General features: G+C 60.6%; 23 protein-coding genes and 1 tRNA gene. 14 read left to right on the plus strand and 10 right to left on the minus strand.

The window, feature by feature from the left end:
• Nucleotides 1-62 precede the first annotated feature (62 nt).
• The 11 genes from SMD27_RS02815 (at nucleotide 63) to SMD27_RS02865 (ending at nucleotide 10,501) form a co-directional block, all read left to right on the plus strand.
• On the plus strand, nucleotides 63-1,016 hold the full coding sequence (locus tag SMD27_RS02815; protein ID WP_320506811.1) for a LysR family transcriptional regulator: 954 nt from the start codon (nucleotides 63-65) through the stop codon (nucleotides 1,014-1,016).
• A 148-nt stretch (nucleotides 1,017-1,164) separates the two neighbouring features.
• The gene (locus SMD27_RS02820; protein ID WP_320506812.1) at nucleotides 1,165-1,650 is read left to right on the plus strand and encodes a RidA family protein; all 486 of its coding nucleotides are present in this window, start codon (nucleotides 1,165-1,167) and stop codon (nucleotides 1,648-1,650) included.
• A 125-nt stretch (nucleotides 1,651-1,775) separates the two neighbouring features.
• Nucleotides 1,776-2,900 (plus strand): ABC transporter substrate-binding protein, encoded by a 1,125-nt coding sequence (locus SMD27_RS02825; protein ID WP_320506813.1) that lies wholly within the window; start codon nucleotides 1,776-1,778, stop codon nucleotides 2,898-2,900.
• Nucleotides 2,901-2,977: 77 nt separating this feature from the next.
• Nucleotides 2,978-3,817 (plus strand): branched-chain amino acid ABC transporter permease, encoded by an 840-nt coding sequence (locus SMD27_RS02830; RefSeq protein WP_320506814.1) that lies wholly within the window; start codon nucleotides 2,978-2,980, stop codon nucleotides 3,815-3,817.
• On the plus strand, nucleotides 3,711-5,000 hold the full coding sequence (locus SMD27_RS02835; protein WP_320507542.1) for a branched-chain amino acid ABC transporter permease: 1,290 nt from the start codon (nucleotides 3,711-3,713) through the stop codon (nucleotides 4,998-5,000). Before SMD27_RS02830 ends, SMD27_RS02835 begins: the two co-directional genes overlap by 107 nt.
• Nucleotides 4,997-5,770 carry an ABC transporter ATP-binding protein gene (locus SMD27_RS02840; RefSeq protein ID WP_320506815.1) on the plus strand — a complete coding sequence of 258 codons (774 nt, stop codon included), beginning with the start codon at nucleotides 4,997-4,999 and terminating at the stop codon, nucleotides 5,768-5,770. Before SMD27_RS02835 ends, SMD27_RS02840 begins: the two co-directional genes overlap by 4 nt.
• A complete protein-coding gene (locus SMD27_RS02845) occupies nucleotides 5,767-6,504 on the plus strand; it encodes an ABC transporter ATP-binding protein (RefSeq protein ID WP_320506816.1) in 738 nt (245 codons plus the stop codon). Before SMD27_RS02840 ends, SMD27_RS02845 begins: the two co-directional genes overlap by 4 nt.
• Nucleotides 6,501-7,457: an arginase family protein gene (locus tag SMD27_RS02850; RefSeq protein WP_320506817.1), complete on the plus strand. Its 957-nt coding sequence runs from the start codon at nucleotides 6,501-6,503 to the stop codon at nucleotides 7,455-7,457. Before SMD27_RS02845 ends, SMD27_RS02850 begins: the two co-directional genes overlap by 4 nt.
• A 28-nt stretch (nucleotides 7,458-7,485) precedes the next feature.
• Nucleotides 7,486-8,652 (plus strand): aromatic ring-hydroxylating oxygenase subunit alpha, encoded by a 1,167-nt coding sequence (locus tag SMD27_RS02855; protein WP_320506818.1) that lies wholly within the window; start codon nucleotides 7,486-7,488, stop codon nucleotides 8,650-8,652.
• Complete coding sequence (locus SMD27_RS02860; RefSeq protein ID WP_320506819.1) at nucleotides 8,649-9,641, plus strand: NAD(P)-dependent oxidoreductase; 993 nt, start codon at nucleotides 8,649-8,651, stop codon at nucleotides 9,639-9,641. The genes SMD27_RS02855 and SMD27_RS02860 overlap by 4 nt, the downstream gene beginning before the upstream one ends.
• Entirely contained in the window at nucleotides 9,638-10,501 is an 864-nt protein-coding gene (locus SMD27_RS02865) for an amidohydrolase family protein (RefSeq protein ID WP_320506820.1), read from the plus strand. The genes SMD27_RS02860 and SMD27_RS02865 overlap by 4 nt, the downstream gene beginning before the upstream one ends.
• A gap of 81 nt (nucleotides 10,502-10,582) precedes the next feature.
• Here SMD27_RS02865 and ptsN read toward each other — a convergent pair whose 3' ends face one another.
• The 9 genes from ptsN to SMD27_RS02910 all read right to left on the minus strand — a co-directional run bounded on the left by ptsN (nucleotide 10,583) and on the right by SMD27_RS02910 (nucleotide 18,059).
• Nucleotides 10,583-11,047 carry a PTS IIA-like nitrogen regulatory protein PtsN gene (gene ptsN / locus SMD27_RS02870; RefSeq protein WP_320506821.1) on the minus strand — a complete coding sequence of 155 codons (465 nt, stop codon included), beginning with the start codon at nucleotides 11,045-11,047 and terminating at the stop codon, nucleotides 10,583-10,585.
• A gap of 120 nt (nucleotides 11,048-11,167) precedes the next feature.
• Nucleotides 11,168-11,764, minus strand: a complete 597-nt coding sequence (gene hpf / locus SMD27_RS02875; RefSeq protein WP_320506822.1) for a ribosome hibernation-promoting factor, HPF/YfiA family — start codon at nucleotides 11,762-11,764, stop codon at nucleotides 11,168-11,170.
• Between the two features lie 209 nt (nucleotides 11,765-11,973).
• On the minus strand, nucleotides 11,974-13,539 hold the full coding sequence (rpoN, locus tag SMD27_RS02880) for an RNA polymerase factor sigma-54 (RefSeq protein ID WP_320506823.1): 1,566 nt from the start codon (nucleotides 13,537-13,539) through the stop codon (nucleotides 11,974-11,976).
• 102 nt (nucleotides 13,540-13,641) lie between these two features.
• Nucleotides 13,642-14,397: an LPS export ABC transporter ATP-binding protein gene (gene lptB / locus SMD27_RS02885; RefSeq protein ID WP_320507543.1), complete on the minus strand. Its 756-nt coding sequence runs from the start codon at nucleotides 14,395-14,397 to the stop codon at nucleotides 13,642-13,644.
• 98 nt (nucleotides 14,398-14,495) lie between these two features.
• The gene (locus tag SMD27_RS02890) at nucleotides 14,496-15,437 is read right to left on the minus strand and encodes an LptA/OstA family protein (protein WP_320506824.1); all 942 of its coding nucleotides are present in this window, start codon (nucleotides 15,435-15,437) and stop codon (nucleotides 14,496-14,498) included.
• Nucleotides 15,434-16,111 (minus strand): LPS export ABC transporter periplasmic protein LptC, encoded by a 678-nt coding sequence (gene lptC, locus SMD27_RS02895; protein WP_320506825.1) that lies wholly within the window; start codon nucleotides 16,109-16,111, stop codon nucleotides 15,434-15,436. The genes SMD27_RS02890 and lptC overlap by 4 nt, the downstream gene beginning before the upstream one ends.
• An 11-nt stretch (nucleotides 16,112-16,122) precedes the next feature.
• A complete protein-coding gene (locus tag SMD27_RS02900) occupies nucleotides 16,123-17,127 on the minus strand; it encodes a KpsF/GutQ family sugar-phosphate isomerase (RefSeq protein WP_320506826.1) in 1,005 nt (334 codons plus the stop codon).
• A 160-nt stretch (nucleotides 17,128-17,287) separates the two neighbouring features.
• On the minus strand, nucleotides 17,288-17,911 hold the full coding sequence (locus SMD27_RS02905; protein WP_320506827.1) for a ribonuclease D: 624 nt from the start codon (nucleotides 17,909-17,911) through the stop codon (nucleotides 17,288-17,290).
• 63 nt (nucleotides 17,912-17,974) lie between these two features.
• Nucleotides 17,975-18,059, minus strand: a tRNA-Leu gene (locus SMD27_RS02910).
• Between the two features lie 171 nt (nucleotides 18,060-18,230).
• Here SMD27_RS02910 and SMD27_RS02915 point away from each other — a divergent pair.
• Together SMD27_RS02915 and SMD27_RS02920 are read left to right on the plus strand one after the other, a co-directional pair.
• Nucleotides 18,231-19,172: a complex I NDUFA9 subunit family protein gene (locus SMD27_RS02915; RefSeq protein ID WP_320506828.1), complete on the plus strand. Its 942-nt coding sequence runs from the start codon at nucleotides 18,231-18,233 to the stop codon at nucleotides 19,170-19,172.
• Nucleotides 19,173-19,186: 14 nt separating this feature from the next.
• A complete protein-coding gene (locus SMD27_RS02920) occupies nucleotides 19,187-19,909 on the plus strand; it encodes a type 1 glutamine amidotransferase (protein WP_320506829.1) in 723 nt (240 codons plus the stop codon).
• Nucleotides 19,910-19,943: 34 nt separating this feature from the next.
• Here SMD27_RS02920 and SMD27_RS02925 read toward each other — a convergent pair whose 3' ends face one another.
• Entirely contained in the window at nucleotides 19,944-20,759 is an 816-nt protein-coding gene (locus SMD27_RS02925) for an undecaprenyl-diphosphate phosphatase (protein ID WP_320506830.1), read from the minus strand.
• Nucleotides 20,760-21,084: 325 nt separating this feature from the next.
• Between SMD27_RS02925 and SMD27_RS02930 the strand changes: the two genes are divergently transcribed.
• Nucleotides 21,085-22,527, plus strand: coding sequence for an NAD(P)-dependent oxidoreductase (locus tag SMD27_RS02930; protein ID WP_320506831.1), 1,443 nt, complete (start codon nucleotides 21,085-21,087; stop codon nucleotides 22,525-22,527).
• Nucleotides 22,528-22,549 lie beyond the last annotated feature (22 nt).

Consider the following 22,549-nt stretch of genomic DNA (forward strand, 5'->3'; position numbering starts at 1 on the left):
TGCCGGCCGGCCTAAACTTTCATCCGGGCCTTCGTGACTTTCATCCGATGGCATGGGCACGCATGGACACGCGGCATTTCGAAGCCTTCAGGGCGATCTATGAAAACGGTTCGATGAGTGCCGCGGCGGCGGTCCTGAAGAAATCCCAGCCTGCAATCAGCAAACTGATCAGCCGGCTGGAGGACGAGGTCGGGGTCAAACTGTTCCATCGCGCACGCGGCAGGCTGGAGCCCACGCCGGAAGCTTCGATATTTCTCGTCGCTATCGCGCGCATGCTCGATACCATGGAACAGACCGTCGCCATCTCCCGCAACCTGAAGGGGCTGTCTTCCGCCACGTTACGCATCGCCAGCCCGCCGGGCTTGGCGACCTATATCCTGCCGCGCGTCATTGCCCAGGTGCTGAAAAAGAATCCCGGAGCGACCGCACGCTTCATCACCCGGTCTTCCAACGTGGTCCGCGATCTCGGCTCCATCGGTGCCTTCGATGTCGGCTTCGCCGAATTGCCGATCGAAAGCAACGTCGCCTCGCTGGAATTGTTTGAAATGCGCTGCATGTGCGTGATGCGCCCGGATCATCCCCTGGCGGGGGCCAGCGCGGTCGGGCCGGAACAGCTCGCGGCGCGCCCTTTTATCTCGCTCTTTCCCGAACACATCACCACGATCGCGCTGGCCGAGGCGTTTTACCGGAGTGGGGCGCCGTGGAATGTCATCGCCGAAGCCGAGTTTTTCGGATCCGCCTGCGCGATGGTACAGGAAACCGGCGCGGTCACGGTGGTTGATCCGGTCACTGCACAATTCTATGCCCGCGCCGGCATGGTCGCGGTACCGTTTGAGCCGGTGATCCTCTATCGCTTCGGCATGTTCCGACCCAGCCTGCGCCCGCCCTCGCGCATTTCCGCCGACTTCATGGATGCCTTCCGGACCTTCATGTCGATAGGCAGGAAATCCCGACCCGGCCGCACGCTCCCGCGCACGGCCTCCCGCCCCGCCACCCGCACCCGGAAAAAGGGCTAACGGCAGGTCGGCGTCAGCCAGAAATCGCTATAACGCAAAGTTATGGACTTCATCATCATTCGCGTTTGACAGAAACGCGACGCTGCTTCGATCATTCCCTGCAAAACCGACGCTGATTGAAAAGCGTAAGAGTGGCAGGGAGGAGCACATGACCGTAGCGCAACGTCTCGCGGAACTTGGTCTGCACGTGCCATCGCGTGGTGGCGGCGCCGATTACTACGGCAAGCAATATGGCAAGATGAAGCCGCATTATCTCAGCGACCGCTTGCTTTTTCTCTCTGGCCAGACTGCGGGTATCGTCGATGGCAAGGTGATGTTCCCAGGCCGTGTCGGCGGGGAAGTCAGCGTCGAGGAAGGTTATCAGGCAGCGCGTTTGACGGGGCTCAACTGTCTTAGCTGCATCGCCGATGCGATCGGCGATCTCGACCGGGTCAAAGGCCTGGTGCGGTCGCTAAATTTCATCGCTTGCGACCCCTCTTTTACCGCACCGCATAAGGTGGCGAGCGGTCTGACCGACCTGTTCGAGCAAGTGTTCGGGCCGGAAATCGGCGTTGGCCCTCGTGCTGCCATCGGCGTCACGTCGCTCGCCGACGATTATTGCTTCGAAACCTGGATGACAGTCGAGATCGAGTGATCTCTTCGGCATCTTGCCATCACCTGTGCAGCCTTGCGGTCAAATTGACCGGCGTTCAAGCGACCAATCGATCGCATAAACCTGCGGCATCTCAAAAAGCCGCGATATTCAGGGAGAGAAACGAGATGGCGAGAAGACGATTTGCTGCGGCTGCCTTTGGGCTTTGCCTCGCACTGGGGCCCGCGGCGGGACAGGCCGCCGATACGGTGACGATCGGCTTTACCGCAGCGCTTTCCGGCGATTATGCGGCCTATGGCGTGAACATGAAGAAGGGCGTCGATCTGGCGGTCGAGACGCTCAACAAGAAAGGCGGGGTAACCTATAAGGTCGAAGCGGTGGACGACCGTGCGGAGGCGCGCGAAGGCGTCTTGATCGCCCAGCGTTTCTGCTCCGATCAGGCTGTGAATGTGGTGATGGGTTACTCCGTGTCTTCCATCGCCCTGGCTGCCATGCCGGTTTACAACGACTGCAAGCTGCCGGTTCTTGCCTCGGCTGTGACCAGTCCGGCGCTCTCGAATTCCAGTCCCTATTTCCATCGTAATGTGCTGACCGACGCGGTGCAGGGTGCCATGATGGGGACCTATGCGGTGAAGTCGCTCGGCCTGAAGAAAATCTATGTCCTGCATCAGCAGGACGATTATGGCATCGGCGTCTCCAAAGCCTTCAGCGATGCCGCCGTCAAGGAAGGCGCCACCATCGCCGGCACTGAGGCCTATCTGCTCGGCGACAAGGATTTCCGCACGCTGTTGACGAAGGTCCGGGCGGCAAAGCCGGATGCGATTTTCGTCGGTGGGTTCTATACCGAGACAGCGGCAATCGCCAAGCAAGCCCGGCAGCTCGGCATCAAGGTGCAATTTCTGAGCACCGATGGCGCCCTGAATGAGGCGCTAATGAAGCTCGGCGGCAATGCGGTGGAAAACATGGTGATTTACGGCATGTTCGATCCCTCGATCAAAACCCCCTCTACCGCCGACTTCCTGACCGCTTATCAGGCGACTTACAAGGAAGAGCCCAGCGCCTGGGCAGCTCTTGGCTACGATGCCACGATGACGCTGGGCGCAGCCGTCGATCTCGCCAGCAAGAGCGGTGGCGTCACGCGCGAAGCGATCAATACCGCTTTCAGCCAGTTGAAGGACGTCCCCGGCGTAACCGGACCGACAACCTTCGAGCCGAGCGGTGACCGTTCGGGCTCGCTGTATTTCCTGACCGTGAAGAACGGCAAATTCGTCCTGGCCCCCGCGCAAATGTGATCCCTCCATGCTCCGCCGGACGCCCTGTCCGGCGGAGCCTTTTTCATATCGTAGCTGGGTGACCTGGATTTCGAGAGATGGATTATTTCGGTCAGTTGCTGGCAAACGGCCTGGTACTCGGCGCGATTTATGCGCTGACGGCGGTTGCCTATACCCTGGTCTATGGCGTCGTCCGCCTGGTCAATTTCGCATTCGGCGAGTTGTTCATGCTGGGTGCCTTCCTGACTGTCTCGCTGATGGCGAGCGAGGTGCAGCTTTTCGGCGCGACCGTGCCGATGCCAGCTCTGTCCTTTCCCCTCGCGGCGTTGGTCGCCATCGCCCTCACGGCCTTGCTCGGCATTATCATTGACTACCTCGCCTATCGACCGCTGCGTAAGGCGCCACGGCTGGCGCCACTGATCAGTTCGATCGCGGTGTCCGTGGTGCTGCAAAGCGTCGCCCAGACGATCTGGGGATCCGAGCAGGTGCATTTTCCAGATTTCGGACTGGCGGACCTTGATCCGATCGTGTTCTTCGATTCGATTTATATACGCGTCATGGATATCGTCGTCATGGCAGCGGCGATACTCGCCATGATCGGCTTATCGCTGTTCATCGCTTATTCCAAGCTTGGCCGCGCCATGCGTGCCAGTGCAGAAGATCCGATGGCGGCGACGCTGCTTGGCATCCCGGTCAATCGCGCTATCGCCGCTGCCTTCGCGCTGGGCTCCGGCTTCGCGGCGCTGGCCGGCCTCCTCTATGCCCAATCCTATGGTTTCGCTCATGCCACGATGGGGTTTTCTGCCCGGCCTCAAGGCGTTGACGGCAGCAGTGCTGGGCGGCATCGGCTCGATTCCCGGCGCGGCTTTGGGCGGCGTGCTGCTCGGCCTGATCGAAGCCTTGGGCGGCGGCTATATGCCGGATGGATCCGCCTATAAGGATGCGATCAGCTTTGCCATCCTGATCCTGTTGCTCTTCATGCGGCCGCAAGGATTGCTGGGCCGGCCGGAACTGAATTCCGCCGGTGCCGGCAGCCTGCTGGATGGTGTCGGCAGCGCCGGCAAGGGGGCGATCCACGCGCTGTTCGGCCGGATGGATGCCGCCTTTGGCTGGCTCGCTCAGGGTGGTTGGACCATAAAGTTCGCCGCGCTCGCCATTGCCATCCTCGCCGGCCTCCTCATCCCATCCGATTACTGGCTCCGTATTCTTACCATGGTGCTGATTTACGGCATGCTGGCCAGCGGGCTCAATGTCATCGTCGGTTTTGCCGGCCTGCTCGATCTCGGCTTTGTCGCCTTCTGGGCGGTGGGATCCTATTTCACCTCCATTCTCTTCGTGCTGGTGCTGAAACAGGAATTCGGCATCGACGCCCAATCGATCTGGTGGCTGTTCTATGCCAATCTGGTAATCGGCGGTTTGCTCTCCGCTTTCATCGCGATGATCCTGGGCACGCCGACCTTGCGACTACGCGGTGATTATCTGGCGATCATGACGCTTGGTTTCGGCGAGATCGTGCGGATCGTCGCCACCAACTGGATCGGCCTGACGCGGGGACCGATGGGCATACCCAATGTGCCGGCGCCATTTCTGTTCGGATTGCAGGTCAAGTCGCCGACCGCGTTTTACTTCGTCGCCCTGGCCCTGACGGTCGTCATCCTGTTCGCGATCAGCGGGCTGGTGCGTTCCTATATCGGCCGGGCCTGGGTTGCCATCCGCGAAGACGAGCATGCTGCCGAGGCAATGGGCGTGGCGACCGCGCGATATAAACTCTATGCCTATGCGGTCAGCGGCTTTGTCGGTGGCTTCGTCGGTGTGTTCTATGCGCATTATCAGCTTTTCATCAGCCCACTGAATTTCAGCCTCTTTGAGAATATCGTCATCCTCATGCTGGTGGTGTTGGGCGGGCTTGGCACCTTCATTGGTCCCTTCATCGGCGCGCTGATCTGGGTGGTCTTCCTGCAGCTCGCGCTCGACATACCGCTGGTGCAGAACTTTCCGGAAATCCGCTTCGCATTGCTCGGCGTGATCCTGATGTGCCTGATGTTGTTCCGGCCTCAAGGCCTGGCAGCAACGGCCCGGGTGAAACTGACCATGCCCGGCGCCGGCATGGAGCGGGCATGATGAGCGCAATCCTCTCGACGGAGGCGGTGACCGTACGCTTCGGCGGTCTCGAAGCGCTCTCGGCATTCGATTTCGCCGTCAAGAAGGAGGCGATCCACGGTCTCATCGGCCCGAACGGCGCGGGCAAGACCACCGTTCTCAACGTCTTGACCGGTTTCGTGCGCCCGACCACCGGGCGCCTGCTCTTCGCCGGTTCCGAAATCGGCGGGTTGGGCGTCAATGGCATCGCCGCCGCGGGCCTCGCCAGGACGTTCCAAAATATCCGCCTGTTCGGTTCGATGACAGTGCTGGAGAGTATCCTGGTAGGCGCGCATCTGCGCTTTCACAACTCGCCCATCGGCCTGATCTTTCGCTCGGCAGCCGCGCGCCGGGCCGAGCGGGAGATGATCGAGTCGGCGTATGAGGTGCTGGATTTCGTCGGCCTCGGCAGCAGCGCCGCCGGACGGATTGCGACGACTTTGTCCTACGGCCATCAACGCCGGGTGGAGATCGCTCGCGCCCTGATGTCGAAGCCGAAACTGCTGCTCCTGGACGAGCCGCTCGCCGGCATGAACAGCCACGAGAAAACCGAGATCGCTGCCCTTGTTTGTGCCATCCGTGCCGAGGGCATCAGCGTGCTGCTGATCGAACATGACATGCAGATCATGCGGTCGCTCTGCGATCACCTGACAGTCCTGAATTACGGCAAGCGACTGGCCGATGGGAAGCCGTGTGAGGTCCTCGGCGATCCCGCCGTGCAAGCGGCCTATCTGGGGAGGAAGCGCGTATGAACGCATCGCTGGGAACTCCCCTACCGTTACTCGAGATCGCGGATCTGCATGTCAGTTATGGCCGCATCCGAGCGGTCGATGGCCTTGAGATGAAAGTCGAAGCGGGATCGATCGTCAGCCTGGTGGGCAGCAATGGCGCCGGCAAGACGACCAGCCTGACGGCCTTGTCCGGCATATTGCCGCTGTCCGGCGGCCGGATCCGATTTGCCGGTGAGGATATCACCGATCTGGCGCCGGAATTGCGCGTGCGGCGGGGTATCGCCCACGTGCCGGAGCGGCGGCGGCTCCTTCCGGGAATGAGTGTTCGCGAGAATCTCGTTCTCGGCAGTTACATTCGCCATGACCGGCACGGCATCGAGCAGGATATCACCGCGATGGTTGAGCTGTTTCCGATCCTTGGAGACAGATTCGCGCAGATGGCTGGCACGCTTTCCGGCGGCGAACAGCAGATGCTGGCGATCGCACGCGGTCTGATGTCACGCCCCTCGCTGCTGGTGATGGACGAGCCCACCATGGGCCTATCGCCCAAAATGATCGATGTGATTCTCGATACGGTGCAGCAAATCAACAGCCAAGGCACGACCGTGCTGCTGGTCGAACAGAACGCGGTCGAGGCAATGCGGCTGTCGGATCATGTCTACATCATGCGCCTGGGGCGCGTCGTTCATCAGGATCTCGGAGCAAAGATCGACCCGGAACTGGTGAAGGCTTTTTACATGGGAGAAGTGCTGTGACAAGCGATGGGTTCGACACCACCACCACAAAACAGCCGCGCTTGCGGGTTGGAACTTTTCTGCAAGTACCACAGGCAGCGCAGGCCAAGGCCGGACAGATCGCCATTCTCGGTTTGCCTTTCGATTGCGGCACCAATCCGACGCGTATCGGTTCACGGCAGGGGCCGGCGGCCTTCCGGGCCATGTCATCGGAAATACGCCCGTTTTATCCGCCGCTTGCCGATATCGATCCGCGCGCGGGGAATCGCGTCGTCGATCTTGGCGATGTCGAAGTGACCAGCTCGGATATCGTTCCCTCCTTCCAGGCGATGGAGCGGGCGGTGCTCGATATCATCGAGGCCGATGCCGTGCCGCTCTGTGTCGGTGGCGACGGTACGGTAACGCTGGCCGTGTTGCGGGCGCTGGCTCGGCAATTCCCTGACCTGACGCTCATTCATATCGATGCCCATACCGACAGCTATCCCTGGGACGGATTGAACACGGGCACCACCTTCGCACGGGCCGCAGAAGAAAAATTGATCGATGTGCCGCGCTCTTTCCATATCGGCGCGCGCGGCACCCTGCCGATCGCCGGTGCTTACCAGCATACCCGCTCTCTGGGTTTTCAGCTGATCACCGGTGAGGAAGTCCGCCAACACGGCGCCGCCGAGATCGCAGCGATGGTCAAGCGCACACTCGCCGGCCGGCCGGTGCATCTCAGTTTCGACATGGATTATTTCGACCCCTCCGCCGCGCCAGGTGTGGCAACGCCTACTTGGGGCGGGCCACCGGTTTCGGAAACTTTCGACCTGCTGCACGGTCTGGCCGGGCTGGATATCGTCGGGGTCGATATCAACACGCTCAGCCCGCCGCATGATGTCGCCGGCATGGCCGCGATGCTAGCCGGCCATGTTGCGGTCATCGCGATGCATCTTGTCCAGCTCGGCCAGGCAAGACGGTCAAATCAGGCGTAACGGTCACGCCAAAGTGGAGCGATCGATTATGAACAGCCACCACAATGGGCACAAGACACTCAGCCCCCAACCCTATGTCTGGTCCGAGCCGCCGCTGGGCGAAGCCAAAAGCTTGCCGCCGGCCTTTTACACCGACCCGGCAATCTTCAAGGCGGAGATGGAGCATATCCATCTCAAGAACTGGTTCTTCGCCGGGCGGGTCGATGAAGTAGCGAAGCGCGGCGATTACCGCACCTTCGATACTGTTGGGGGACCCGCGCTTCTGATTCGGGGCGATGACGGCGTGTTGCGCGCCTTCGCCAATGTCTGCCGCCATCGATCCTCCACTCTACTCGAAGGATGCGGCACGGCCCGCCGGATCATCTGCCCCTATCATGCCTGGAGCTACCGGCTCGACGGCACGCTCGCCGGCGCGCCCAATATGAGCGAAGTGCCGAATTTCGATCCGTCGCATTCCTCGCATAAGCTGGCCGAAATCCGCATGGAGATCTGGGAAGGCGCAATCTTCCTCGATTACGACGACACGGCACCCAGCCTCGCCGAGCATCTTGGTAATCTGCCCGATCTTCTGGGATCGCATCGCTTCGGTGAGATGGTCTGCACCTGGCGTACCGAGATCGAGACCAGATGCAATTGGAAGATGCTGCTGGAAAACGCCATGGAAACCTATCATACCGGCATCGTCCATGCGGCAACGATCGGTGCGCAGCGCAGTGTGAGCTTCCCGACGGTTGGCGAATGGCAAAGCTTTCAGGTTCTCTCGACGCAATCCATCGCCGTGCTCAAGGACAAGCCGCCCTTCCCGGCAATCGAGGGACTTTCCGAGCAGTCAAAGCAAGGCACGCATTTCACCCTGATCCATCCGACCACACAATTCGCCAGCGCCCAGGATTGTATCTGGTGGCTGGCAGTACGGCCGGTCGCGGTTGATCATTCCATCCTGTCGATCGGCGGCTGCTTCCCCCGCAGCTATACCGAACAGCCGGATTTTCCGCAATTGGCGGCTCCCTATTACAAGCGATGGGAGGCCGTTGCCCGTGAAGATGTCGGCATTCTGGAAAAACAGCAACGCGGCCTGTCGTCCAGGCTCGCCCGTCCGGGACAGCTCTGTTGGCGCGATGACATGATCCTGGCCATGAACCGCTGGGTGGTGGGGCGCCTGCCAGCCCATATCGTCGAAGGGGTATTTGAATGATGCGTGTTCTTCTCACCCATAACCGGGACTTGCTCAAGCACTTCTACAGCCCGAAAGCGGTCGCGCAGTTGAAAGAGATCGTGGACCTGCGGATGAACGAGTCCGATCAACCGCTACGGGGAGACGACCTGGTGGCCGCCGCCGAAGGCTGCGAGATGGTCATCTCCGACCGCCTTGCCGCCGCACCGCGCGAGGTCTTGCAACGCCTGAACAGCGTCAAGGTGCTCACGCGCTGTGCGGTGGATATCCGCAACATCGACGTCGATGCCGCTTCAGCTGCGGGCATCCTGGTTTGCCGCTGCAGTTCCGGCTATGCCGATTCCGTCGGTGAGCACGCAATCGCATTGATGCTCGATCTCGCCCGCGGCATCACGGAAACCGCCGAGCGCTATCACGCCGGAATTGCCGAGCATCGCATGGTCTTTCGCCGCCAGCTCGCTGGCGCGCATGTCGGCATCATTGGCTATGGATCGATCGGCCGTCGTATCGCCGAACTGGCCCTGGCCTTCGCGATGAAGGTCTCGGTCTACGATCCCTATGCCAGAATCGGCCATGGCGCTGTCCGAGCGGCCTGCTTCGATGAGGTTCTCTCGCAGCCGGATTTCGTCGTTTGCGCCGCCTATGCCACGCCCGAGACGACCGGCATGATGAACGCCTCCGCCTTCGGCCGGATGCGGCGGGACGCTTATTTCATCAACATCTCGCGCGGGATTCTGGTGAATGAGGACGATCTGCACGCGGCCTTGCAGACTGGCACCATCGCCGGCGCCGGGCTGGATGTCGGCCTCGGCACGGACGAACAGCCGAGCTTGAAACTCGCGCGTTTGCCGAACGTCGTCGCGACACCGCATTCCGCGGCGTTGATGCCAGAGCCTTCGGAACATCAGGCCCTGGAGACTGTGGCGCAGGTCCGCGCCCTGCTGCAAGGGACATTGCCACCTTTGGCCGTCAATCCTCACCGGGCGACGCGGTGGTGGGGGCAAGCATGAGCGAAGCGTCCGCCCGGTTGCTCCCGCCCGAACCGCCCGCTTTCCGGCCACCGCCGAATTCCTGCGATTGCCATATGCATATCTATGGCGATCCGGCGCTCTATCCGCCGCGGCCGGACTCGCCTTTCCCGCCGGTTGTCGGTGGGGATATCGCGGCCTATCTGAAGCTCCGCGAACGGCTCGGCCTGCAGCGGGCCGTTGTCGTTCAGCCCTCGGTCTATGGCTTCGATAACAAGGCAACGCTAGACGCCATGGCAGTGCTGGGATCGGCGGCGCGCGGCGTCGCGGTCGTGCCGCGCGACGTATCGGATGCCGAGCTTGACCGACTGACGGAGCTCGGCATTCGCGGCATCCGCTTCTTCATGATCGGCGGCGGGGCGCTCACATGGGAAGACCTCGATATTCTTGCCGCCAAGACGGCGGCCTTCGGCTGGCATGTGCAAATGCAGATGGATGGCCGGCTGCTGGAGGATGCGCTGCCGCGGCTTTCACGCCTGCCGGGCCGGCTGGTGATCGATCATAACGGCAAGTTCCTGCAACCGGTCGGCACCGACCATCCAGGCTTCCGCGCCCTGCGTCAGTTGATCAATGGCGGCCGTACCTGGGTCAAGACCTCCGGCGTCTATGAGACCTCGGTGACAGGAGCGCCGGATTATGCCGATGTGGCGGTGCTCGCCCGGGCATTGATCGCCGATGCCCCCGAACGTTGTCTCTTCGCGACAAACTGGCCACATCCCAGCAAGCCGAAGGACCCGCCAAATGACGCATATCTGCTCGATTTGTTCGCCGGCTGGTGCGGCGATGCCGCAACCGCCAAACAAATTCTGGTCGACAATCCCGCCGAGGTTTACGGGTTCTGAGTGCTGTCTCAGGCCGACGAGCAAAACAAAAGCGGCGCAACCCGATGGTTGCGCCGCTGTCGCAAGGAAATCAATGTAGGCTTATGCCGCGTTGCTGGCCGTGCTGTCGGTCAGCAACGCATAGAGCGCTTCGGGCTGATCGGTGCCGCGCAGTTTTTCGCAGATACCTCGGTCGCGCAGTAATCGACTGACGCGCGCCAGAGCCTTGAGATGATCCGCGCCGGCACCTTCGGGTGCCAGGAGCAGAAAAATGAGATCAACCGGCTGTTCGTCGATCGAATCGAAATCGACGGATTCTTCCAACCGCGCAAACAGGCCGAACAGCGACTTCATTTCCGCCAGCTTGCCATGCGGGATGGCAATGCCGTTGCCGACGCCAGTCGTACCGAGGCGTTCGCGTTCCAGCAAGACATCGAAGATCGATCGCTCATGCAGGCCGGTCAGCTCTGCGGCCCGCTTCGCCAGTTCCTGCAACACTTGCTTCTTACTTGTTGCCTTCAGCCGAGCAACCACATGGGCCGGCGTAATCAAATCGTCTATTTCCATTGGTTCCCTCGTCCTGACGTGTTGCTCCCCAGGGGCAACCGCCAGTGTCCCAAGTCAGTCTCGACGAAGCGTCGCGGATAAATGTCAGGCATTTTCCGGAGATCGCTCATCGGACCAGCACTATGCATGCCGTGCCGACGCCTCCGATTGAATTCGGGGATCGACCCAGCCGATATTGCCGTCATTGCGGCGATAAACCATGTTCAGGCCGCCATGGGCGCGGTTCAGGAACATCATCGCCTTCTGATCCGACAGATCCAAGCGCATTACTGCCTCGCTCACCGTCAACGCCGGAATATCCGTCTGCATCTCCGCGATGATCATCGGCGCCGCATCAAGCGCCGGCTCCAGCGCACCGCCCTCACCGTGACCGTCGGCGGGCAAAATATACTGCGCCGCCCGGCGCGAATCGGTCGCGGCCCGATGGTGATCGCGCAGGCGCCGTTTATAGCGTCGCAACCGCGTCGACAGATGATCCGCCGCCTTGTCATAGGCAACATAAGCCTGGTCCGCTTCGGCTTCGGATTGCAGCAGAATACCACGGCCGACATGAACTGAGATCTGCGCCGAAAACAGATGCACCTGTTTCGACAAGGTCACGTTTGCTTCGATCGGATTGCCGAAATATTTCCCGAAGATGCTATCCAGATTTTCCTCGATGTGGGTACGCAAGGCCGTGCCAACATCCAGGTTCTTACCTTTAACGGTCAGGTTCATTTCCCACGTCCAGGTTAACGGGCCCAATCGGAATTGTGGCGTCCTCTGCCGCTCCTCCGGTCCCGACTGACGCAAAGAAGCCGGGACCATAAGAACCGGCCTCGACCGAGTCAAGGCCGCCGGGAAACCCTACTTGGCTTGTTAAGGATTTAGACAGTCGGCGACTGGCCGCTGATCCGAACCTCCCTGGGAGAATCATGTAGCGCCCCTTAGACAGAACGCAAGGCTTTCTCGCGCCGACGTTGGACGGAAGACTGAATTTTGAGCGATTCCCGGTACTTAGCGACGGTGCGCCGAGCAATATCCACGCCCTGCCCCTTAAGAATTGCGACCAGTTGATCATCCGACAGAACCGCGTTGGCGGGCTCCGCGTCGATCAATTCCTTGATGCGGGAGCGGACGGACTCGGCCGAATGGCTGGCGACCCCATTGGCTCCCTGAATGGCCGCCGAGAAGAAGTAACGCATTTCATAAAGGCCGCGCGGCGTCGCCATATATTTGTTGGTCGCGACGCGGCTGACCGTGCTTTCATGCATCTCAATCGCATTGGCGATGTCACGGCGAATGAGCGGCTTCAAATGCTGGACGCCATGCAGGAAGAAGGCTTCCTGCTGGCGGACAATTTCCGACGCAACCTTCAGGATCGTCGTTGCGCGCTGGTGCAGCGTCTTGACCAGCCAATTGGCGGCCGAGAGACGTTCCGCCAGATAGTCCTTGTCCTGCTTGGACTGGGTGCGGCCGGATACCTGGGCGTAGTATTGCTGATTGACAAGCAGGCGCGGCAGCGTATCGGCATTCAGTTCGATACCCCAACTCCCATCCGGCTGTCGATAAACCAGGATATCCGGAACGATTGTCTGCGCTTCAATCTTGTCGAAGCTGGCGCCGGGTCGCGGATTGAGGCTGCGAATCTCCAATATCATATCGGCGAGATCTTCTGCATCCACCCCGCATAACTTCATCAATTGCGCACGATCATGCTTGGCCAGCAGGTCGAGATGCTGCAGCAAGGTCTGCATCGCCGGGTCGAGGCGATCCCGCTCCTTCAATTGCAACGCCAGGCATTCCGCGAGATCGCGCGCACAAACGCCGATTGGATCGAGTTGCTGCAATTTGCGCAGCACGGCTTCGACCTGCGCCAGATCGCAGTTCAATCTTTCGGCAATGGGAGTGAGTTCGGCCCGGATGTAACCCGCCTCGTCGACCAGATCGATCAATTGCAGGCCGATCAGGCGTTCCGTCGGATCAGCGATATCGAGGCCGAGCTGCTGCTCGAGATGTTCATGCAGCGTGAGCTCACGGCTGAGCGTGTGTTCCAGGCCGAATTCGCCATCGCCGAAATCACCGCCGCCGCCACCGCCGCCATTGCGCCATGAATTGAGGCCAGCGAGATCCGCCACGGCGGCCGCGCCGTCTGCCGCACCGTCGCTGCTATAGACGTTCTCGTAATCGGTATCGAGCGGTGAGTCCCGCTCGTCGGGGAGAACCTCGCGGCGACCATAATCACTGGCATCGAGCAGATTATCCGCTGCCGTTTCCGCCCCTTCCCCTTCCGGGCCGTCGCCGGAGAAGTCGGCCGCGCCATCTGCCATCTCCGTTCCCTCGGCGCGTGCATCATCGCCCCGTTCCAAAAGCGGATTTTGCTCGAGCTCCTGCTCGACGTAGCTGGTCAGTTCCTGATTCGACAGTTCCAGCAGCTTGATCGCCTGCTGCAACTGCGGCGTCATGACCAGCGTTTGGGATTGGCGTAGGTCTAATCGTTGCGTGACTGCCATGGCGCGGCTAGCCTAGCAAATTAGAAAGCAACTTGCACGGCCTTCGAGGCACTCGGCATGACAATTGCTTGAAGGGGAACCGCTCCCATATAGGGAGGGATGTTAAAGCGAAAACCCTTCGCCTAGATAGACGCGCCGGACGGCTTCATCCGCAACGATCTCGCGGGGCGCGCCTTCGCGCAGAACCTCGCCTTCGTGCAGAATATAGGCGCGGTCGACGATTTCCAGCGTATCGCGAACATTGTGATCGGTGATCAAGACGCCGATGCTGCGATCTTTGAGATGCGAAACGATATCGCGGATATCGGCAACGGCAATCGGATCGATACCGGCGAGCGGTTCATCCAACAGAATATAATTGGGACGTGTGGCCAGGCAGCGCGCGATTTCGACCCGGCGGCGCTCACCGCCGGATAGCGCCAGGGCCGGCACCTTGCGCAGATGGCCGACCGAAAATTCATCCAGCAGCTTGTCGAGCTTGGCATGGCGCGAATCGGCATCGCGATCGACCACTTCAAGCACTGCCAAAATATTCTGTTCCACCGTCATGCCGCGAAAGATCGAGGCTTCCTGGGGGAGGTAACCGACACCGGCGCGGGCACGTTCGTACATCGGCTGTTCGGTAACTTCCTGGCCGTCGAGGTAAATCGCCCCGGCATCCGGCCGCACCAATCCGGTGATGATATAGAAACAGGTCGTCTTGCCGGCGCCGTTCGGTCCCAGCAGCCCAACCGCCTCGCCTCGCCGTACCCCAATGGTGACATCCCGCAGGACCGGCCGCTTGCGATATTGCTTGCCCAGATGATAGGCGACCAGGCCATCGACCGAGGCGGGATCGACAGCGACGCCATCCACCATGATCATGCCCGGATGATGCCCATCGGCACCGGTTGACGCAGGAAAATCCCCGCTGTCGCCGTTCACCACCCGCAGTTTCGCAGTGTGCTTTGGGTTGCTCATGGCTGTGTCGTGCTGCCGTTTGAATCGGTTTTGTTTTTTGGCCCGATCACCGTTTTCACCCGACCGCTGCTACCCTTGGACTTATCCGCCACCAGGCGGCTGATATTCGTCTGGGTATTGATCTCGGCCTTGTCGCCGGTGAAGACGTTGTTGTCCTGGTTGATGCGGACATGACCCGTCAGGACCGCCACTTTGGTGTCCAGGTTATAGACCATCTTATCCGCCCAGGCTGTCTGTTTGCTGGTATCGGTCCGAACGTGGCCGACAGCCTCGATCTGATACATCACCTTCTTGCCGGTGTCGTCAGGGTGGAAATAGCCGGTCGCGGTGTCGGAATGAATCTTCGTGTCGCCCCGATCAATAAAAACCGCGCCTTTCGCGATGACTGCATCACGATCTTTCCAATATTCCATGGAATCGCGCGCCGTCACGGTATCGCCCTTATCGGTCACGGATTTCAGATTCTTGCCGGTCAGCACGAGCAACTTCTTCTGCGCATCGTAATCGGCATGATCGCCATAGGCCGTCTGGGTCGAATTCTTGATAACGACGTTGCCCTCTGCGGTCATCCGGTCGATCTTGTTGCTGTCGACGCTGTAATAGGCGTTCAGCACGGCTCCGGCGATCGACTGATCACCCTGCACGGCCAAAGCATTGCCGCGGGCCGTATAGGCTTTCTGGTTCTTGTCCCATTCGATGCCGTTATCGGCAGTAATTTCGATCGGCTTGGAACTGCTGTTGAAATCGAAACCGCCGCCGCCCGCATCACTGCTGCCGGTCGTGGCCGAATTGGTCGTCTCCTGGGCCGCAGCGAAATCCGCTGGGGCTAAAGCCAGACCGCCAATGCCCAGCGCAACGGCGCAGGCGGCGATGACATGGTGGCGATAGGCGCGACGCCGCGAGGCCTGCGCGAATGGAAAATCGAAGCGCGGCGTCATCCGTTGCCGTCCTTTCCCTTGCCATTGAGTGTGAGATGCGAGCGTCCTTCGAAAATGATGAGATTGCCATCATCCAGGACACGGAATCCCTGGGCCGCGATCGCCCAATCTTTATTTTGGCCTTGGACCGGATCGGAGCCGGCGGCAATCTTCGCCTTCAGGTCGACCTGTGCCGAAGCGCTGTGAAAGGCCATGCCGTTATCGTGCGTGAGCGTCACGTCACCTTTTAGATCCACCAGATCGGAGTCGCGATGATAAAGGCCGTCTTGCGCCGTCACCGCCATCCAACCGTTATTCTCCAAAGTGATCTTCGCCTTGGGCTGCACCAGGGTGATGGTGTTCTTGTTATTGCCCTGGGGCTGGCTGGCCGAGGGGGCGGTAATGGTGTAAGGCCGGTTCTTGTTGTCGACCGAGCTGTATTTGAAATCGTTCAGCGTCACGGTCGGCTCCCCGGGCACGGCCTGCTGCAATGTCTCCACGGTAATAACGCTTTCCCGATTGTGGACGTACCACCAGTAGCTGAGATAGCTCATGGTGACGAGGGCGATCAGCGGCAGACCGATCTTCATCGCCAGCACCAGCGGTCGCCGGCGCTTGGAGCGACGCTGAGCCCGACCGCGCAGATGTTCGCTTTGAATCTGGGCCGGCTTCAGTTGATCGCTGTTCTCTGCCACCGCCATCCTCGTCAGACCAAGCCGGCACGCAAGCAATCGTGCAGACGGATGATGCCGATCGGGCGCTCATCTTCTAGCACGAACAAGCTGGTGATCGACCGGTCATTCATAATGCCGAGCGCCTCGGCCGCCAAAGCGGAGGCGCGAATCGTCACCGGCGCATGGGTCATCACCTCAACGGCCCGCATCTCCAACAGGTCCTTGCCCATGTGGCGACGCAAATCGCCGTCGGTGATGATGCCCGTCAAGCGGCCCTCGGCATCGATCGCACCGACGCAACCGAAGGTTTTTGCCGTCATTTCCAAGATGGCGACCGACATGACCGCATCTTCCGCGACCAGCGGAATCTCGCTCCCCACATGCATCAGCTCGGCAACCCGCAGCAACCGCTGGCCGAGATTGCCGCCGGGATGGAACTGCTTGAAATCTTCGACCGAGAATCCTTTGCGCTCCAGCAAGGCAACGGCGATTGCATCGCCCAAAGCCAGCATCATCGTGGTCGAGGTTGTCGGAGCAAGACCCAGCGTGCCGGCTTCAGTGACCTTCGGCAAGGCCAACGTCACATCGGCGGCGCTTCCCAAGGCACTGCCGGCGCCACTGGTGATGCCGATCAAGGGAATATGCCAGCGCCGGGTGTAATTGATGAGATCGGACAATTCTGCCGTTTCGCCGGAATTGCTCAGCGCGAGGACGGCGTCCTTCGGCGTCACCATGCCAAGATCGCCATGGCTCGCTTCAGCTGGGTGCACGAATTGCGAGGGGGTCCCGGTCGAAGCCAAGGTCGCCGCGATCTTATGGGCAATATGCCCACTCTTACCCATGCCGGTAACCACGACCCGCCCGCTCACCGCCATCAGCAGGTCCAGCGCACGCGGGAAATGTTCATTCAGCGAATCGGCCAATAAAGTGAGCGCCGTCGCCTCTTGCCGCAGCACGCGTTCGGCGGATGCCAGACCCTCTGAGGCAAAGCGCTGTTGTTCGGGCGTCGGCCGATCGACCGTCATGACCTTCGACATAATGCTCTCGATACAAATGTTTAGGCGACCATAGCGCCGCTTATCCCACGAATCTATAGGGTTTTACCCGATTTATCTTTCGTGGTCGGTAGCTTTTACCCTGTTTAGATAGGGAGAGCCATGGCTCTTTCCGAGGGTCGGGGCTCCGATCACAAGCGAATTAGTGGTGGAAGATATCGGGATCTTCCCAACCTGCCAGATCAAGGATAGCCCGGGTCGGCAGGAAGCGGAAACATGCCTCCGCCACATCCATCCGGCCTTCACGCTTTAGGAGTATATCCAGCTTAGCTTTCAGCTGATGCAGGTAAAGAACGTCGGAGGCGGCATATTTTTGCTGCTCCGCCGTCAGTTCCTCGGCGCCCCAATCCGAAGATTGCTGCTGCTTCGAAAGCTCGACCCCCAGCAGTTCCTTGCACAGATCTTTCAACCCATGCCGGTCGGTGAAGGTGCGGACCAGTTTCGAGGCGATTTTGGTGCAATAAACCGGCTGGCAATTGACGCCCAGATAAGCGCGCAGCGCCGCCAGGTCGAAACGGGCGAAATGGAACAGCTTCAGGACCGCTGGATCTTCCAGCAAAGCCTTGAGATTTGGCGCATGGTGCAGTTGACCCGGGCGAAGCAAGGGGATTTTCACCAGATGGCAGGCACCATCACCGGCGGAAAGCTGAATCAGGCAAAGCCGGTCGCGAGCGGGATTGAGCCCCATGGTCTCGGTATCGATGGCTACCACCGGACCAAGATTGAGGCCGTCTGGCAGATCGCCGCGATGCAATTCGATCGTCATTTGAAGTTCCCCACTGCGCAATCGACGGAAAACCGGATTGTCGCGCAGAGACTACTTGAAGGATGGTGCCCAGGAGAAGACTCGAACTTCCACGGGTTGCCCCACAGGTACCTGAAACCTGCGCGTCTACCAATTCCGCCACCTGGGCGCCTGACTATGACGAGCGCAGGGTTTATACGAGGTCCTGAACTTGCCATACGCGGCGCGGCGCATTCTGTTCAGAATGCCGGCAAAGTCAACGCCTTTTTACACGCACTGCGTCAGGCTGCAAATTATGCTAGCAAGAACTCCTTACGCGGTCGCAATTCGGGGTGATGATATGCGTGATCCCGTTGTCACTGTCTTCGGCGGTTCCGGCTTTATCGGCCGGTATGTCGTCGAAAAACTAGCCAAGCGGGGCTGGATAATCCGGGTTGCCGTACGCCGGCCCGACGACGCCCTGTTCCTGAAAATGACCGGCCTGCTCGGCCAGACAGCGCCCATAGCCGCCAATATCCGCGACCAGCGCTCGGTCGAGGCGGCGGTCGCCGGCGCAGATGCCGTTGTCAATCTGGTCGGCATCCTCTTCGAATCCGGCGCGCAGCGATTCGACAAGGTTCAAGCCGAAGGTCCCGGCCGAATCGCCGCCGCTGCCAAGGCGGCCGGTGTGCGGCAGATGGTGCATATTTCCGCCATCGGCGCCGACAGCAGCAGTCCAGCAGCCTATGGGCGCAGCAAGGCGGCGGGAGAAGAGGCGGTGCGCGGCGCCTTCCCCACAGCGACGATCTTGCGTCCCAGCATCGTCTTCGGGCCAGAGGACAGTTTCTTCAACCGATTCGCCGCCATGACACGCCTCAGCCCCGCCCTGCCATTGATCGGCGGCGGACGAACCCGTTTCCAGCCGGTCTATGTGCTCGATGTGGCCGATGCAGTACTCGCGGCCCTGGAACAACCGGCAGCCGCTGGCCAGATTTATGAACTCGGCGGACCCGCCACATACAGCTTCCGCGAGCTGATGGAGCTGATGCTGCGGGAGATCAACCGGCGCCGTCTGCTGATCCCAATTCCCTTCGCCCTGGCCAGTCTCCAAGGAGCGCTCCTTCAGTACTTGCCTTCGCCACCGCTGACGCTCGACCAGGTTCGCCTGCTGAAGCGCGACAATGTCGTCAGTCCCGGCGCTAAAGGCCTCGCTGATCTCGGCATTACGCCGACGGCGGTAGAAGTTATTTTGCCGACTTACCTTGACAAATATCGCCCACGCGGCGGTTATGACCGGAAATAGGGGGAGACGTCATCATGCGCTTTCTGGTGTTCCAACACATGGCCTGCGAGCACCCCGGCATTCTGCGGGATTTCCTCGCCGCCGACGGTATCGCCTGGGATGCCGTGGAGCTGGATGAAGGCGCTTCCATTCCCTCGCTTGGCAATTACGACGCGCTCTGGGTCATGGGCGGGCCGATGGATGTCTGGGAAGAGGACCAACATCCCTGGCTGGTCGCGGAGAAACAGGCGATCCGCGAAGCCGTGCAGCAGCGGGGCCTGCCTTACCTCGGGCTTTGCCTCGGCCATCAATTGCTGGCGGCAGCCTTCGGCGGCGATGTCGGCAAAATGGCTAAGCCGGAAGTCGGCATTTTCGATGTGACGCTCACCGAAGCGGGAGGCGCGGATCCGATCTTCGCCGGCATGGCCAAGTCGCAGCAAGCCTTGCAATGGCACGGCGCCGAGGTTCAGGTGCCGCCGCCGGGCGCCGTCATCCTGGCGCAGTCGCCGCTTTGCCCGATCCAGGCGATGCGCGTCGGCAACCGCGCCTATGGCCTGCAATACCACGTCGAATTGACCTCGGAGACGGTGCGCGAATGGGGTGCCGTGCCGACCTATGCCTGCGCGCTCGACGAAAGTCTGGGGGTGGGGTCGATGCCGCGGCTGGATGCCGAGGCCCGCGCTAAAATGCCCGCGTTCAACCGCGCCGCGCGGCAGATCTACGACAATTTCATGCGCATGGCCTTCGCCCGGGTCTAGCCTCCAGCACGCGTCTGAGGCCTCGGTTCACGCTTTAGCAAAACAGGCCGGGCAGTCGATAGATCACATAGAGCAGATAAAGGCCGAGGCCGACGCGGTAGATCACGAACGGCGCCATGCTGGCCCGGCGCAGCCAATACATCATGAAAGCGATGGCCAGGAAGCCGGCGACCGCCGCACATACCGTCATCAGCAAAGCGGCCTGCATCTGGGCGGGGGAACCGCTCAGGATAAGCTCGGCCCCTTTGTAGAGCCCGGCGGCGGCAATGGTCGGAATCGATAGCAGGAAAGAGAAACGGGCCGCCTCGATCCGCTCATAGCCGAGGAAACGCGCCATCGTCATCGTGATGCCGGACCGGCTGGTGCCGGGAATAAAGGCAAGACATTGGAAGATGCCGATCAGCAAGGCATGGCCGATATTCAGATGCTCCAGCCGGCGGACGGTCAAGCCCAGCTTGTCGGCCGCATAAAGGATCAGACCGAAGATGATCAGCATGGCGGCGATGATGGTGGGATTGCGCAGGCTGTCGCCGGCATATTGATCCAGAATGAAGCCGATCACCAAGGCGGGAAGCGATCCCGCCAATAAATAACTGACGAGACGGGCCCGCGGATCACGTTTGCGCTGCACAATCTGCCAGACACCCTGCCCCAGTCCCACGACGTCCCGCCAGAAATAGACCAGGACTGCCAGCAGCGTGCCAACATGGGCTGCCACATCCAGTGTTAATCCCTGGTCCGGCCAACAGAAGAACATTGGCACCAGGATAAGATGTCCGGAAGAGCTGATAGGCAGGAATTCGGTCACGCCCTGGACAATGGCGAGAACCAGAATGTCGATATTAGGCACGCAGTCACCGCTCGGGCTTCAAAGTTGAGGCCAGGCCCCCAGGCGGCCCAACCTATAGCATGGCGCTGCGAGTCTCGCCTATCACACTGATCGTCCCATTTTGGAACTATATTTAGTCTGAACTCGACCTCTTTCGAAGGCAGGGCGACACACTTGGGCGGCCGAAGGGAATATAGGTCAATATGCTTGTCCTATATTCCGAATTTTACTAGATCGGTCGCATGATCTGACCTATCTTGGCTGAGACGCTTGGATGAGGTTCAGCAACGGACATTGGCAAGCAGCGACGGGGGCCTAGGGGGATCCGGGCCGAAGGGAGAATGCGATGGCCGAAAAGCTGCTGAAATTCGTCTCGCTGGGACCGGCATCGCCGGACAAGCGCAAGGCTGCGGAAAGACGGCGGGACTTCGGCGAGATCTATCGCGACTTCAAACCGACCCAGGCGGCGGCCCAGGCCAGCCGCTGTTCGCAATGTGGCGTGCCGTTCTGCCAGGTCCACTGCCCGCTCTCCAACAACATCCCCGACTGGCTGAAACTGGCGGCCGAAGGGCGGCTGGAAGAGGCATATGAAATCTCCAGCGCCACCAATACCTTCCCGGAGATCTGCGGCCGCATTTGCCCGCAGGACCGCCTCTGCGAAGGTAATTGCGTCATCGAACAAGCCGGGCATGGCGCCGTCACGATTGGCGCGGTGGAACGGCACATCACCGATACCGCCTGGGAAAAGGGTTGGGTGCAGCCGGTCCGGCCACGCCAGGAATTGCCGCAATCCGTTGGCATCGTCGGCAGCGGGCCGGCCGGACTGGCAGCGGCAGAACAGCTCCGCCGTCAAGGCTACCAGGTGACCGTCTATGATCGGCACGACCGTTTCGGCGGATTGCTGATTTACGGCATCCCGAACTTCAAGCTGGACAAAGCCATCGTCGCCCGCCGCATCCAGCATCTGCAGGATGCCGGTATCTTCTTTCGCGGCGGAATCGACATCGGCCGGGACATGAGCTTAATGGATCTGCGTCAGCAGCATGATGCGGTGCTGATCGCGACCGGTGTTTACAAGGCACGCGACATCGCGGCGCCCGGCTCGGGGCTGGCAGGGATTATGCCGGCCCTTTCCTACTTAACCGCCAGCAACCGGCGCGGGCTCGGCGATCAGGTGCAGGATCAGGGCGGCAATCTCGATGCTGCCGGCAAGAATGTGGTCGTGATCGGTGGCGGCGACACGGCGATGGATTGCGTGCGGACGGCGGTCCGGCAAGGCGCGCGGTCCGTGAAGTGCCTTTACCGGCGCGACCGCCAGAATATGCCCGGCTCGCAGCGCGAAGTCGCGCATGCCGAGGAAGAAGGCGTCGAATTCGTCTGGCAAGCAGCACCTGAGGCCTTTCTCGATGATGGCGCCGGCAACGTCAAAGTCGTGCGTGCCCATCGCATTCATCTCGGCTTGCCCGATGCCACCGGCCGGCAAACGCCGCGCGTCATCGAGAACTCGCATTTCCATATCGAGGCCGATCTGGTGATCAAGGCGCTCGGCTTCGATCCGGAAGACCTGCCGCAAGCCTTCGACGTGCCGCAATTATCAGTCAGCAAATGGGGCACGATCCGAATCGAGCATAAGACCATGATGAGCAGCATCCCGGGCGTTTTCGCCGCTGGGGATATCGTGCGCGGCGCATCTCTGGTGGTCTGGGCCATCCGGGACGGCCGCGATGCAGCGACAGCGATGGCGCAATACCTCGCTAAAGCAGAGCGCATCGCCAAAGCGGCGGAATAACGAGATCAATCGCAGTCTTGGC

The organism is Dongia soli, from assembly GCF_034044715.1.
Lineage (GTDB): Bacteria > Pseudomonadota > Alphaproteobacteria > Dongiales > Dongiaceae > Dongia_B > Dongia_B soli.

Coding starts and splice junctions, on each gene's coding strand:
- SMD27_RS02815 (WP_320506811.1), top strand. CDS start 63: ATGGACACGCGGCATTTCGAAGCCTTCAGGGCGATCTATGAAAACGGT.
- SMD27_RS02820 (WP_320506812.1), top strand. CDS start 1,165: ATGACCGTAGCGCAACGTCTCGCGGAACTTGGTCTGCACGTGCCATCG.
- SMD27_RS02825 (WP_320506813.1), top strand. CDS start 1,776: ATGGCGAGAAGACGATTTGCTGCGGCTGCCTTTGGGCTTTGCCTCGCA.
- SMD27_RS02830 (WP_320506814.1), top strand. CDS start 2,978: ATGGATTATTTCGGTCAGTTGCTGGCAAACGGCCTGGTACTCGGCGCG.
- SMD27_RS02840 (WP_320506815.1), top strand. CDS start 4,997: ATGATGAGCGCAATCCTCTCGACGGAGGCGGTGACCGTACGCTTCGGC.
- SMD27_RS02845 (WP_320506816.1), top strand. CDS start 5,767: ATGAACGCATCGCTGGGAACTCCCCTACCGTTACTCGAGATCGCGGAT.
- SMD27_RS02855 (WP_320506818.1), top strand. CDS start 7,486: ATGAACAGCCACCACAATGGGCACAAGACACTCAGCCCCCAACCCTAT.
- SMD27_RS02860 (WP_320506819.1), top strand. CDS start 8,649: ATGATGCGTGTTCTTCTCACCCATAACCGGGACTTGCTCAAGCACTTC.
- SMD27_RS02865 (WP_320506820.1), top strand. CDS start 9,638: ATGAGCGAAGCGTCCGCCCGGTTGCTCCCGCCCGAACCGCCCGCTTTC.
- ptsN (WP_320506821.1), bottom strand. CDS start 11,047: ATGGAAATAGACGATTTGATTACGCCGGCCCATGTGGTTGCTCGGCTG.
- hpf (WP_320506822.1), bottom strand. CDS start 11,764: ATGAACCTGACCGTTAAAGGTAAGAACCTGGATGTTGGCACGGCCTTG.
- rpoN (WP_320506823.1), bottom strand. CDS start 13,539: ATGGCAGTCACGCAACGATTAGACCTACGCCAATCCCAAACGCTGGTC.
- lptB (WP_320507543.1), bottom strand. CDS start 14,397: ATGGTGGATGGCGTCGCTGTCGATCCCGCCTCGGTCGATGGCCTGGTC.
- SMD27_RS02890 (WP_320506824.1), bottom strand. CDS start 15,437: ATGACGCCGCGCTTCGATTTTCCATTCGCGCAGGCCTCGCGGCGTCGC.
- SMD27_RS02900 (WP_320506826.1), bottom strand. CDS start 17,127: ATGTCGAAGGTCATGACGGTCGATCGGCCGACGCCCGAACAACAGCGC.
- SMD27_RS02905 (WP_320506827.1), bottom strand. CDS start 17,911: ATGACGATCGAATTGCATCGCGGCGATCTGCCAGACGGCCTCAATCTT.
- SMD27_RS02915 (WP_320506828.1), top strand. CDS start 18,231: ATGCGTGATCCCGTTGTCACTGTCTTCGGCGGTTCCGGCTTTATCGGC.
- SMD27_RS02920 (WP_320506829.1), top strand. CDS start 19,187: ATGCGCTTTCTGGTGTTCCAACACATGGCCTGCGAGCACCCCGGCATT.
- SMD27_RS02930 (WP_320506831.1), top strand. CDS start 21,085: ATGGCCGAAAAGCTGCTGAAATTCGTCTCGCTGGGACCGGCATCGCCG.